11 protein-coding genes are annotated in these 12,900 nt (G+C 34.4%); 10 read left to right on the plus strand and 1 reads right to left on the minus strand.

The window, feature by feature from the left end; all coding sequences use genetic code 11:
• Positions 1-10 precede the first annotated feature (10 nt).
• Positions 11-1,075, minus strand: a complete 1,065-nt coding sequence (locus NGI30_RS03035; RefSeq protein ID WP_251518411.1) for a nitric oxide synthase oxygenase — start codon at positions 1,073-1,075, stop codon at positions 11-13.
• 214 nt (positions 1,076-1,289) lie between these two features.
• Between NGI30_RS03035 and NGI30_RS03040 the strand changes: the two genes are divergently transcribed.
• From NGI30_RS03040 to NGI30_RS03085, 10 genes are all read left to right on the plus strand, one after another.
• Positions 1,290-2,759 carry a nicotinate phosphoribosyltransferase gene (locus NGI30_RS03040; RefSeq protein ID WP_251942687.1) on the plus strand — a complete coding sequence of 490 codons (1,470 nt, stop codon included), beginning with the start codon at positions 1,290-1,292 and terminating at the stop codon, positions 2,757-2,759.
• Entirely contained in the window at positions 2,752-3,573 is an 822-nt protein-coding gene (gene nadE, locus NGI30_RS03045) for an NAD(+) synthase (RefSeq protein WP_251518422.1), read from the plus strand. The genes NGI30_RS03040 and nadE overlap by 8 nt, the downstream gene beginning before the upstream one ends.
• Positions 3,574-3,655: 82 nt before the next feature.
• Complete coding sequence (locus tag NGI30_RS03050) at positions 3,656-4,234, plus strand: DUF2179 domain-containing protein (RefSeq protein ID WP_251518424.1); 579 nt, start codon at positions 3,656-3,658, stop codon at positions 4,232-4,234.
• The gene (locus tag NGI30_RS03055) at positions 4,231-4,422 is read left to right on the plus strand and encodes an NETI motif-containing protein (RefSeq protein ID WP_251518426.1); all 192 of its coding nucleotides are present in this window, start codon (positions 4,231-4,233) and stop codon (positions 4,420-4,422) included. The genes NGI30_RS03050 and NGI30_RS03055 overlap by 4 nt, the downstream gene beginning before the upstream one ends.
• Before the next feature lie 272 nt (positions 4,423-4,694).
• Positions 4,695-5,996 carry an adenylosuccinate lyase gene (gene purB, locus NGI30_RS03060; protein ID WP_251518428.1) on the plus strand — a complete coding sequence of 434 codons (1,302 nt, stop codon included), beginning with the start codon at positions 4,695-4,697 and terminating at the stop codon, positions 5,994-5,996.
• A gap of 91 nt (positions 5,997-6,087) precedes the next feature.
• Positions 6,088-6,390 (plus strand): YerC/YecD family TrpR-related protein, encoded by a 303-nt coding sequence (locus NGI30_RS03065; RefSeq protein WP_251518429.1) that lies wholly within the window; start codon positions 6,088-6,090, stop codon positions 6,388-6,390.
• A gap of 231 nt (positions 6,391-6,621) precedes the next feature.
• Positions 6,622-7,314 carry a heptaprenylglyceryl phosphate synthase gene (pcrB, locus tag NGI30_RS03070; RefSeq protein ID WP_251518432.1) on the plus strand — a complete coding sequence of 231 codons (693 nt, stop codon included), beginning with the start codon at positions 6,622-6,624 and terminating at the stop codon, positions 7,312-7,314.
• On the plus strand, positions 7,311-9,509 hold the full coding sequence (pcrA, locus tag NGI30_RS03075) for a DNA helicase PcrA (RefSeq protein ID WP_251942689.1): 2,199 nt from the start codon (positions 7,311-7,313) through the stop codon (positions 9,507-9,509). The genes pcrB and pcrA overlap by 4 nt, the downstream gene beginning before the upstream one ends.
• A gap of 3 nt (positions 9,510-9,512) precedes the next feature.
• Positions 9,513-11,513 (plus strand): NAD-dependent DNA ligase LigA, encoded by a 2,001-nt coding sequence (ligA, locus tag NGI30_RS03080; RefSeq protein ID WP_251518436.1) that lies wholly within the window; start codon positions 9,513-9,515, stop codon positions 11,511-11,513.
• A gap of 15 nt (positions 11,514-11,528) precedes the next feature.
• Positions 11,529-12,734, plus strand: coding sequence for a CamS family sex pheromone protein (locus NGI30_RS03085; RefSeq protein WP_251518438.1), 1,206 nt, complete (start codon positions 11,529-11,531; stop codon positions 12,732-12,734).
• Positions 12,735-12,900: the final 166 nt, after the last annotated feature.

A 12,900-nucleotide genomic window follows, 5' to 3' on the forward strand; every position in this document is an offset into this window, starting at 1 on the left:
AAATTGTTATCTAATGGAAGGGGCAGCCTGAAGTGCCTCTCTTTTTATAGAAGAAATTGGGCTCTCGCATAGTGTTATCATAACCATGATGATAGTTAGAAACGAGTGTAGGCGATAACGATGGTGCTAACCAAGACCATTTACCAGTAACTGTTCTATGTTGTTTATGTTCATTTGATTCAAATCTTTCAAACTGTTTTGAAGCGGTTAAATGATCAACAATTGAAACGCCTTCGTTTTTAAATGATTGGTATACCGCATCATTCAATTCTACGAGTGTGCGATCTTTATTAAATGAATTATTTTTAAGTGTATCAAATTCGAAAGCGGCTGCAACTTTTTCTAATAAATTATAGCGATAACTGTCTGTAAAGTTTCGTACTGCGATTTCATTTACCATGTACCATCCATTGAATGGTGCCGTTGGATAAGTAATGCCACCAATTTTTAAATCCATATTTGAAATGATTGGTACTGCATACCACTTCAAGTTAAGGCTTTTGAGTTTAGGGAATTTGTCATGTGTAATAGGGACTTCTTTTATTATATTTGAATTATATTCGTGATACTTCATAGAGCCATTTGGACAACGGTAAATCAGGGGCAGTATATCAAAGTCTGTATATCCACCTGACCAACCTAAATGGTGTGCGAGTTGCGTAACTTCTTGTTCAGCAGGGTCACCTTTTTCAACGTACCCCGCATATCTAATGAGCTGGTTGTTATAAATTGTTGGTGGGTCCTCCGCAGAATAAATTGTAATACAAGGCTTGATCTTTCCATCATTTGTGGCGAATTTGATATGGTGTTCGATACTATTTATAAATGCTTGTTCTGTTCGAATATCTCTTGCATCGATTACATGTAATGTCTCCCAAAAGAACCGGCCAATGCATCGATTTGAATTTCTCCAGGCCATTTTGGCACCATATTTAAGTTCTTCTGACGTATGTGAGTAAGTGCCTCTCTCGTTAATCTCACGTTCGATTTCATGTATTCGCTTAGAAATTGCTTGTGGCTCGTATTGTAATTCTTGATACATGGTCTCTATGAATGTTCTAGCTTGTTCTAACATATTAACACCTCGACCATATTATAAATTATTTTCTGTAAAATAGAATCATTCTGATGAAAATGTCACTATTTTGTTGCAGTTAATTTAAAATTTATAAAAATATTCGCAAATAATTCAGTTAATTTGTAACAATTATGTTTATTGTGTAGTTATCATGTGTTTCTGTTATCGCTTTTATGCTAAACTGATGGAAAAGTTGATTGGAGTGATAGTGATGTACCAATACGAAGACGATACCTTTGTATTGCATAACGATCTGTATCAAATAAATATGGCTGAAAGTTATTGGAATGATGGGATTCATGAACGTTGGTCAGTATTTGATTTATACTTTAGAAATATGCCGTTTGATAGTGGATATGCCGTATTTAATGGGTTGAAACGTGTAATTGATTTTATTGAAAACTTCCATTTTTCATCATCTGATATTGAATATTTAAAATCGATTGGTTACAAAGATGATTTTCTGAGTTATTTAAAAACTTTAAAATTTACTGGGAATATTCGTTCAATGCAAGAAGGCGAGCTTTGTTTTGGTAACGAACCACTTATTAGAGTGGAAGCCCCTTTAATTCAAGCTCAATTAATAGAAACGATGTTATTAAATATAGTGAATTTCCATACACTTATAACTACAAAAGCAAGTCGAATTAGACATGTTGCACCACAAGATCAGCTTATGGAATTTGGAACGAGACGTGCACAAGAAACCGACGCTGCACTATGGGGATCTAGAGCAGCTTACATAGGTGGTTTTGATTCAACGAGTAATGTACGAGCTGGTAAACTATTTGGTATTCCTGTTTCGGGAACGCACGCACATGCGCTTGTTCAGACTTATGGGGATGAATACATTGCCTTTAAAAAATACGCAGAGCGCCATAAAGATTGTGTGTTCTTAGTAGATACATTCCATACATTGAAATCAGGTGTGCCGACTGCGATAAAAGTTGCGAAAGAGTTAGGAGATAAAATTAATTTCGTCGGCATACGTTTAGACTCAGGTGATATCGCTTATTTATCTAAAGAAGCACGTAAAATGCTTGATGAAGCAGGATTTACAGACACCAAAATTATCGCTTCAAATGATTTAGATGAACAGACGATAATGAGTTTGAAATCTCAAGGTGCTAAAGTGGATTCATGGGGGATTGGGACGAAATTAATCACCGGATATGATCAACCTGCTTTAGGTGCAGTTTACAAACTCGTAGCCGTGCAAGACAGCTCTGGCGAATATGTTGATCGTATCAAATTGTCTAATAATGCGGAAAAAGTAACAACACCTGGTAAGAAAAATGTGTATCGTATTATTAATAAGAAAACAAATAAAGCAGAAGGTGATTACATTACTTTAGAACACGAAGATCCTGACGCAGAATCACCACTTAAATTATTCCATCCAGTTCACACATATAAAATGAAATTCATTAAATCTTTTACAGCGAAAAACTTGCATCATGACATTTTTAAAGAAGGTAAACTTGTCTATGAGTTGCCAAGTGAGAAAGAAGCACAAGCATATTTAGATGACAATCTGTTACATCTTTGGGAAGAAAATAAACGTCACCTCAACCCACAAGATTATCCAGTTGATTTAAGTACAGCTTGTTGGGAAAATAAACATAAACGCATTTTCGAAGTAGCAGAACATGTGAAGGAGATGGAAGAAGAAAATGAGTAACTTGCAAGATATCGTTGTAAGAGAAATGAAAGTTAAACCTGAAATTGACAGTCACGCTGAAACTCGCAGTATTATACAATTTATCAAAAGTTATGTTCAATCACACTCATTTATCGAATCATTAGTATTAGGTATCTCAGGAGGACAAGATTCAACATTAACAGGCAAGTTATGTCAAATTGCTGTTAACGAACTGAAACAAGAGGATGTTCACTGTGAGTTTATAGCTGTGAAGCTACCTTATGGTGTGCAAAAAGACGCTGACGAAGTCGAAGATGCCTTAGCATTTATAGAGCCTGACAAAACGTATACAGTAAATATTAAACCAGCAGTTGATCAAAGTGTTGCGTCACTGGAAGCATCTGGAATTACACTTAATGATTTCCATAAAGGTAATGAAAAGGCTCGTGAACGTATGAAAGTACAATATTCTATTGCCGCACATCATCAAGGCATCGTTGTCGGTACAGACCATTCTGCTGAAAATGTAACTGGTTTTTATACAAAATATGGTGATGGGGCAGCAGATATTGCACCAATCTTTGGCCTTAATAAACGTCAAGGCAAACAACTATTACAATATCTAGAAGCACCACAACATTTATACGATAAAGTACCGACAGCTGATTTAGAAGATGATAAACCTCAATTGCCAGATGAAGAAGCGCTTGGTGTTAGTTATCATGACATTGATGATTATTTAGAAGGTAAATCTGTACCGAGTGAAGCAAAAGATACTATTGAAAATCACTATATCAAAGCTGCGCATAAACGTGAACTAGCCTACACGAGATACACTTGGCCTAAAAATTAAAAACCCGAAAACTTTCTAGTGACAAATTAAATATTCACTGATAAAATAATGTGAATTTAATGAACAGAAAGGGAAATGTGTGATGTCACTAATAACGTCGAATCCATGGTTGATGGTGTTAGCGATATTCGTAATTAATGTTGCTTACGTTACGTTCTTAACAATGAGAACAATTTTAACATTAAAAGGTTATCGTTATGTTGCTGCAGTTGTAAGTTTTTTAGAAGTACTTGTTTATGTTGTTGGGCTAGGTATGGTTATGTCTAGTTTAGATCAAATTCAAAATGTCATTGCGTATGCTTTTGGCTTTTCAATTGGGATTATTGTAGGTATGAAGATAGAGGAGAAATTAGCTTTAGGATACACAGTTGTCAATGTCACATCTTCAGAATATGAGCTAGATTTACCAAGACAATTAAGAGATTTAGGTTATGGTGTCACACATTATACTGCACACGGCAGAGATGGAGAACGACTAAATTTACAAATTCTAACACCAAGAAGATTTGAATTTAAATTAATCGAAACGATTAAGCAAATAGATGAGAAAGCATTTATCGTCGCATATGAACCTAGAACTATTAACGGTGGTTTCTGGGCCAAAGGTGTTAGAAGTAAGAAATTAAAACAATATGATACGGATGAAGTGGAAAGTATATGAAAAAACAACAAAAATTTATTGTCGAAGAACAAGAATCAATTCAAGATTGTTTGAAACGCATGCGAGAAGCGGGATATATGCCCGTAAAACGATTTGAAAAACCAGTCTATAAAGAAAATAAAAATGGTGAAATTGAAGTCCTTAGACAAGAAATACAGTTTGTTGGAAAGTTAATGGATGAATCATAAGTATTCATAGAGAAGTAACGCTATCAGTAAGAAATGCTTAAAAGTCATTTTGTTGGTTCAAGTAATTTATCGTCTTGAATTAGACAAAGTGACTTTTTATTTAAGTAGAAAGATTTTAACAAAAGATGATAAAAACATTTATACATTTATACATAATTCTGTTAAACTATGATTGAAGAGGTCAAACACGAACTTTAACCGATAAAAATTATAAAATGTACATGTTTTGGAGTTTGTGGAACTATAAAATTGAAAGATAGGAGCTTATTTCAATGATTGAACGTTATTCTAGAAAAGAAATGGAAAGTATTTGGACTGATCAAAACCGTTACGAAGCTTGGTTAGAAGTTGAAATTCTTGCAAGTGAAGCATGGAGTAAATTAGGTTATGTACCTGAAGAAGATGTTAAAAAAATCAGAGAAAATGCAAAAGTAGACGTTGACCGTGCTAAAGAAATTGAAGAAGAAACACGCCACGATGTAGTTGCTTTTACTAGACAAGTATCAGAAACATTAGGTGAAGAACGTAAATGGGTACACTACGGCTTAACTTCAACAGATGTTGTCGATACTGCGTTAAGTTACGTCATTAAACAAGCGAATGACATCATTGAACAAGATTTAGAACGTTTTATCGAAGTGTTAGCACGTAAAGCTAAAGATTATAAATATACTTTAATGATGGGGCGTACACACGGTGTGCATGCTGAACCAACGACGTTCGGTGTGAAAATGGCACTTTGGTACACTGAAATGAAACGTAATCTAGAGCGTTTTAAAAATGTTAGAAAAGAAATTGAAGTTGGAAAAATGAGTGGAGCGGTTGGTACTTTCGCTAATATTCCACCTGAAATTGAAGCACATGTATGTAAAAATTTAGGGATCGATGTAGCGCCAGTATCTACACAAACTTTACAACGTGACCGTCATGCATATTATATTGCAACTTTAGCGTTAATCAGTACTTCAATGGAAAAATTTGCGGTAGAAATACGTAATTTACAAAAGACTGAAACGCGTGAAGTAGAAGAAGCTTTCGCAAAAGGTCAAAAAGGTTCCTCAGCAATGCCACATAAACGTAATCCGATTGGTTCTGAAAACATCACTGGTATTGCACGTGTTATTAGAGGATATATCACTACGGCTTATGAAAATGTTCCATTATGGCATGAAAGAGATATTTCTCACTCATCAGCAGAACGTATCATGCTACCAGACGTAACAATCGCTTTAGACTATGCATTAAACCGTTTCACAAATATCGTGGATAGATTAACAGTATTTGAAGACAATATGCGTGACAACATCGATAAAACATTCGGACTTATCTACTCACAACGTGTCTTACTTGCGTTAATCAATAAAGGTATGGTGCGTGAAGAAGCGTATGATAGAGTGCAACCAAAAGCGATGGAATCTTGGGAAACAAAAACACCATTCAGAGAGTTAATTGAGCAAGATGATGCCATTACGAGTCAATTAACAAAAGAAGAATTAGATGATTGTTTTGACCCTAAACATCATTTAAATCAAGTCGATACAATATTTGAACGTGCTGGCTTGGACGAAAAATAACTATACTTGAATTTCTCAATATTAATCGTTACACTTTAATGTATTAGTACGTTAAAATGAGATTAATTTGAAAGATACAGGGGTTGTTTTTATGCAAATTGAAAAATTAAGAGGCCAAGCACTAGACGAATTGTTCGATGCTATTTTAACGCTTGAAACCAGAGAAGAATGTTATCAATTTTTTGATGATTTATGTACAGTCAATGAAATACAATCACTATCACAAAGATTACAAGTCGCTAAGATGATTAAACAAGGGTATACTTATGCGACAATTGAACAAGAATCAGGTGCATCTACTGCCACAATCTCTAGAGTCAAACGCTCATTACAATGGGGTAATGATGCATATACGATTATATTAGAACGCATGAACATTCCGACAACAGATTAAATAAACTTTAGTGAAGTTATACATTAAACTTTCTTTCATATGAAGTTAATTGAGCTACTGAAACAAAATAATTTAATAATTACTAACAAACCAAATACGATGCCGTATTTGGTTTGTTTTTTGTGCTTGAGATGAATTAAAATACGTGTTAAAAATACATAGTTTCATTTTAGAACTCAAAGAATAAAAATGATATAATTAATTGTATGTTAATTAAAGGAGTCTCCAGTAATGTATGATATTAAACAATGGAAACATATATTTAAATTAGATCCAGCTAAATCAATTAGTGATGAGGATTTAGATGCGATTTGTATGTCAAATACAGATGCGATTGTTATTGGGGGAACAGATGACGTTACAGAAGATAACGTTATTCATTTAATGAGTCGCGTAAGAAGATACCCTCTACCATTGGCACTGGAAATTTCAAATGTAGAAAGTGTAATGCCAGGATTTGATTTCTACTTTGTGCCTACTGTATTAAATAGCAACGACGTAACATATCATAATGGCATTTTATTAGAGGCATTGAAATCGTATGGCCATGTGATTGATTTTGATGAGTTTATTTTCGAAGGTTATGTCGTATTAAATCCTGATAGTAAAGTAGCTCAAGTGACCAAATCCCAAACTGATTTAAGCGAAGATGATATAGAAGCTTATGCACAAATGGTTAATTATATGTATCAATTACCAGTCATGTATTTAGAATATAGTGGCACTTATGGAGAGGTAGACAAAGTTAAAGCTGCCGCAGATATATTAACGGATACACAATTGTTTTATGGTGGGGGTATCTCAAGTTTAGGTGAAGCCCAAGAGATGGCATCATTTGCAGATACAATCATAGTCGGAGATATCATTTACACCGATATTAAAAAAGCACTAAAAACAGTAAAGATAAAGGAGTCGCGTCAATGAATGCATTAGTAAACAATATGAACGATGAACAAAGCCAGGCTGTGCGTACAACAGAAGGTCCATTGCTAATCATGGCAGGTGCAGGTTCGGGAAAGACGCGTGTATTAACGCATCGCATTGCCTATTTATTAGATGAAAAGGATGTTTCGCCTTATAACGTACTAGCGATTACTTTTACAAATAAAGCGGCTAAAGAAATGAAAGCACGTGTGGAACAATTAGTCGGAGAAGAAGCTCAAGTTATTTGGATGTCGACTTTCCACTCTATGTGTGTGCGTATCTTACGTAGAGATGCCGACCGGATCGGTATTGAACGTAACTTTACTATTATAGACCCAACTGACCAGAAACCAGTAATTAAAGACGTATTAAAAAATGAAAATATCGATAGTAAAAAGTTTGAACCTAGAATGTTTATCGGTGCGATTAGTAATTTAAAAAATGAATTAAAAACACCAGAGGATGCTCAAAATGAGGCGACAGATTACTATAGTCAAATGGTTGCCACAGTTTACAGTGGATATCAACGTCAACTTTCAAGAAATGAAGCTTTAGATTTTGATGATTTAATTATGACAACCATTCGATTATTTGAACGTGTACCGGATGTTTTAGAATATTATCAAAATAAATTTCAATACATACATGTGGATGAGTACCAAGATACTAACAAAGCCCAATATACATTAGTCAATTTACTCGCAAAGAAATTTAAAAATCTTTGTGTCGTAGGGGATTCAGATCAATCGATTTATGGTTGGCGTGGTGCGGATATTCAAAATATTCTTTCGTTTGAAGAGGATTATCCAGAAGCCAAGACTATCTTTTTAGAGCAAAATTATCGTTCTACTAAGACAATTTTAAATGCAGCAAATGAAGTCATTAAAAATAATACTGAACGTAAACCTAAAGGGTTATGGACTGGTAATAATGAAGGTGACAAGATACATTATTACGAAGCAACAACTGAAAGAGATGAAGCAGAGTACGTTGTTCGTGAAATTAAGAAACAACAAAGTAACGGTAAAAAATTCAAAGATATGGCTATTCTGTACCGAACAAATGCACAATCTCGTGTGTTAGAGGAAACATTTATGAAATCTAACATCCCTTATACAATGGTCGGCGGTCAGAAGTTCTACGACCGTAAAGAAATTAAAGATTTACTGAGTTATTTACGTATCATAGCCAACAGTAACGATGATATTAGTTTACAACGTGTCATTAATGTACCTAAACGTGGCGTAGGCCCAAGCTCTGTAGAAAAAATTCAAGCATATGCAAATCAAAATGATATTAGTATGTTTGATGCCTTAGCAGAAGTAGATTTTATTGGTTTATCTAAAAAAGTTACTCAGTCATGTATTACGTTTTACGACACTATACAAAACCTTATTAAGCAGCAAGAGTTTTTAGAAATTAGTGAGATTGTCGATGAAGTACTTACACAATCTGGATATCGTGAAATGTTAGAACGCGAACAAACGCTAGAATCTAGAAGTAGATTAGAAAATATTGACGAGTTTATGTCTGTACCAAAAGATTATGAAGAAAACACACCGTTAGAAGAACAATCATTAATCAATTTCTTAACTGATTTATCACTTGTAGCAGATATCGATGAAGTTGAAATTGAAGATGGCATTACATTAATGACGATGCATTCTGCGAAAGGTCTAGAATTTCCAGTCGTCTTTATTATGGGTATGGAAGAATCCCTCTTCCCTCATATCCGTGCTATTAAAAGTGATGATGATCATGAAATGGAAGAGGAAAGACGTATTTGTTATGTGGCCATTACACGAGCGGAAGAAACGTTATATATTACACATGCAACTTCACGTATGCTATTCGGTAAACCACAATCCAATATGCCTTCACGATTTTTACGAGAAATACCTGAAGGCTTACTTGATAATGTGAATCAAAGTAATCGTACAAGTCGAAAAATTAATTCTGCAACAAAGCAACCACCAAAACGAGGATATAGTAAGCGTATGACCTCTAATAAAGCATCAACTTCATCACAACAATGGAATGTAGGTGACAAGGTTGTTCATAAATCATGGGGTGAGGGTATGGTAAGTAATGTTACAGACAAAAACGGTTCAGTAGAACTAGATATTATTTTTAAATCCGAAGGCCCTAAACGATTACTAGCACAATTTGCTCCAATTGATAAGAAGGAGGACTAAAGTGTGGCAGATTTACAAGCACGTGTTGATGAATTACATCAATTGTTAAACCAATATAGTTATGAATATTACGTTAAAGATAATCCATCCGTTCCTGATAGTGAATATGACAAGTTATTGCATGAACTAATTGAGATAGAACAGGAACATCCAGAATATCAAACAGCAGATTCTCCAACTGTCCGAGTAGGAGGATCTGCACAATCAACATTTGAAAAGGTTGCACATGATACACCGATGTTAAGTCTAGGCAATGCGTTTAATGAAGAGGATTTACGTAAATTCGATCAACGCATCCGTGAACGTGTCGGTGATGTGGAGTATATGTGCGAGTTGAAGATTGATGGTTTAGCCGTTTCGTTAAAATATGAAAATGGACAATTCGTTCAAGGTTTAACTCGAGGAGATGGGACAGTCGGCGAAGATATTACGGAGAATTTAAAGACGATCCATGCAATTCCTTTAAAAATCAATGATTCTCGTACATTCGAAGTTCGTGGGGAAGCATATATGCCACGTCAATCATTTATTAAACTAAATGAAGCTAAAGAACAAAATGATGAACAACCATTTGCTAACCCACGAAATGCTGCAGCAGGATCACTAAGACAATTAGATTCTAAATTGGCAGCTAAGAGAAAGCTAAGTGTATTTTTATATAGCGTGAATGATTTGACTCAGTTTAATGCAAATACGCAAAGTGAAGCATTAGATGAGTTAGACCAACTCGGCTTTAAAACAAACCAACAAAGACAACGCGTTCAGTCGATTGATGATGTATTGAAATATATAGAAAAATGGACTGAACAACGTGAAGATCTGCCGTACGATATTGATGGTATCGTTATAAAGGTAAATGCATTAGAACAACAAGATGATTTAGGTTTTACTCAGAAATCTCCACGTTGGGCTATCGCTTATAAATTTCCAGCAGAAGAAGTCATTACTGAGTTATTAGATATTGAGTTAAGTATTGGTCGTACAGGTGTAGTAACGCCAACAGCAGTATTATCGCCGGTTAAAGTAGCAGGTACCACTGTTTCGCGTGCCTCTCTACATAATGAGGATTTGATCCATGAACGAGATATACGTATTGGTGATAGTGTTGTAATTAAAAAAGCAGGGGACATTATCCCTGAAGTCATCAAAGCAGTCATTGATCGCAGACCTAATGATGCTCAAGTTTATCATATGCCAACACATTGTCCAAGTTGTAAACATGAATTAGTTAGAATAGAAGGTGAAGTGGCTTTACGCTGCATCAATCCAAAATGCCAGGCTCAACTTGTAGAAGGCATGATTCATTTCGTTTCACGACAAGCTATGAATATCGATGGCTTAGGTACCAAAATAATTCAACAGCTCTATGAAAATGAAAAGATCAAAGATATTGCGGACATTTTCTATTTAACGGAAGAAGACCTACTACCTTTAGAACGGATGGGTACAAAGAAAGTTGAAAATTTATTAAATGCAATTGAAACTTCTAAATCTAATTCATTAGAACAATTATTATTCGGTCTTGGTATTAGACATTTGGGTGTCAAAGCGAGCCGTGTATTAGCAGAAAAATATGGTTCAATGGATACATTGTTTGAAGTATCAGAGGAAGAATTAATGGGTATACACGATATAGGTCATAAATTAGCTCAATCTGTAGTGACTTATCTTGAAAATGAAGATATTCGTGCTTTAATCCAAAAATTAGAAGCGAAAAATGTTAACATGACATATAAAGGCGTTAAGACAACAGAAGTAGAAGGGCATCCAGAGCTTCAAGATAAAACCATTGTGTTAACAGGTAAACTACAACAAATGACTAGAAATGAAGCGGGCGAGTGGTTAGAATTACAAGGGGCAAAAGTTACAAATAGTGTTACGAAAAAAACAGACATCGTCATCGCCGGTGAAGACGCAGGATCTAAGTTAACGAAAGCAGAGAAATATGGTACAACGGTTTGGTCTGAAGACGACTTTATAGAGCTAAAAAACAATATTGAGTAATAGAGGAGATATTGAATGAAAAGAACGATAATGTTAGCCATCGCAGCAATGTTTGTATTATCAGCATGTGGCAATAATAATGATCAAAACCAAGAATCAGAGGCCAATTCGCAAGGTGAGAACGCTAGTAAATCCAAGAATATCGCAACTGATGATAGCGTCAATGGTAACAACTATAGAACGATTTTACCATTTAAAGAAAGCCAAGCACGTGGTTTGCTACAAGAAAAAATGGCGAATAGCTATAATGGTGAAGATTTCGAAGATGGCTTGTTAGAATCAAGTAAGCAAGTATTTCCAACAGATGATTATCTCTATCAAGATGGTCAATTTTTAGATAAAGATACGATCGAAGCATACTTACAACCTAAGTTTACGAAAAAAGAAATAGATAAGATGGATAAGGATGAGCGTAAAGAGAAAAAAGCAAATGAAAATTTAGGGCTCAATCCGTCACATAAAGGTGAAAAAGATGAAGAAAAAATTGCTGAACAATCACCAGCCTATCTATCTAATATCTTAGAACAAGATTTCTATGGTAAAGATGATAGTAAAGGTAAGAACATTAAAGGTATGACGATTGGTTTAGCTATGAATGGTACATATTATTATCAAAAGAAAAAAGATGGAGAAACGTTTGATAAAAAATTAAATGATAAAGAGATTAAAAAGCAAGGCCAACAAATGGCTGAAGAAATTTTATCTAGATTACGTGAAAACAAGAAGCTTAAAGATATACCTATTCACTTTGCAATCTATAAACAATCAGGTGAAAACTCTATTACTCCAGGTGAATTTATAAGTGAATCTACAGCCAAAGAAAGTAAGACTCGAATTAATCATTGGTCAGATACACATCAAAGAACAGCGATGCTACCATCAAAAGAAGCAGCTAATGTTGATAAAGATTTAAATTCAAATTTCAAACAGTTCAATGATAATTTACAAAAATACTTCAATAACTTTACACAAGCTATCGGAACTGTAAAATTCGATAAAAAACATGTTCATCAACTTACAGTAGATGTTCCAATTGACTATTACGGTAAAGCTGAAACGATTGGTATTACACAATACGTTACGGAACAAGCTAAAGAAAACTTTGATGGTGTTGATGAATATGAAATTCATATCAAAGATGGTAACAAACCAAAAGCATTAATCAGCAAAACTAAAGATGACAAAGAACCAGACGTTCATATTTATAAAAATAATAACTAAAGTTTTTAAAGCCTTTCTAATAATTCTACTGTTGTAGATGTTAGAGAGGTTTTTTATAAATTTTAGTAGATTTTTAATTTATCAGTAATATTATTGATTTTTAATCCTTTTAAAAAGAATAATTACGTACAATTATGATGTTGAGTTACATTAATGCACAGAAACA

The organism is Staphylococcus sp. Marseille-Q5304, assembly GCF_943737015.1.
GTDB classification, from domain to species: domain Bacteria; phylum Bacillota; class Bacilli; order Staphylococcales; family Staphylococcaceae; genus Staphylococcus; species Staphylococcus hsinchuensis.

Bases quoted from the DNA above. Each gene is read 5' to 3' on its own strand.
- NGI30_RS03035 (WP_251518411.1), bottom strand. From the start codon at position 1,075: ATGTTAGAACAAGCTAGAACATTCATAGAGACCATGTATCAAGAATTA.
- NGI30_RS03040 (WP_251942687.1), top strand. From the start codon at position 1,290: ATGTACCAATACGAAGACGATACCTTTGTATTGCATAACGATCTGTAT.
- nadE (WP_251518422.1), top strand. From the start codon at position 2,752: ATGAGTAACTTGCAAGATATCGTTGTAAGAGAAATGAAAGTTAAACCT.
- NGI30_RS03050 (WP_251518424.1), top strand. From the start codon at position 3,656: ATGTCACTAATAACGTCGAATCCATGGTTGATGGTGTTAGCGATATTC.
- NGI30_RS03055 (WP_251518426.1), top strand. From the start codon at position 4,231: ATGAAAAAACAACAAAAATTTATTGTCGAAGAACAAGAATCAATTCAA.
- purB (WP_251518428.1), top strand. From the start codon at position 4,695: ATGATTGAACGTTATTCTAGAAAAGAAATGGAAAGTATTTGGACTGAT.
- NGI30_RS03065 (WP_251518429.1), top strand. From the start codon at position 6,088: ATGCAAATTGAAAAATTAAGAGGCCAAGCACTAGACGAATTGTTCGAT.
- pcrB (WP_251518432.1), top strand. From the start codon at position 6,622: ATGTATGATATTAAACAATGGAAACATATATTTAAATTAGATCCAGCT.
- pcrA (WP_251942689.1), top strand. From the start codon at position 7,311: ATGAATGCATTAGTAAACAATATGAACGATGAACAAAGCCAGGCTGTG.
- NGI30_RS03085 (WP_251518438.1), top strand. From the start codon at position 11,529: ATGAAAAGAACGATAATGTTAGCCATCGCAGCAATGTTTGTATTATCA.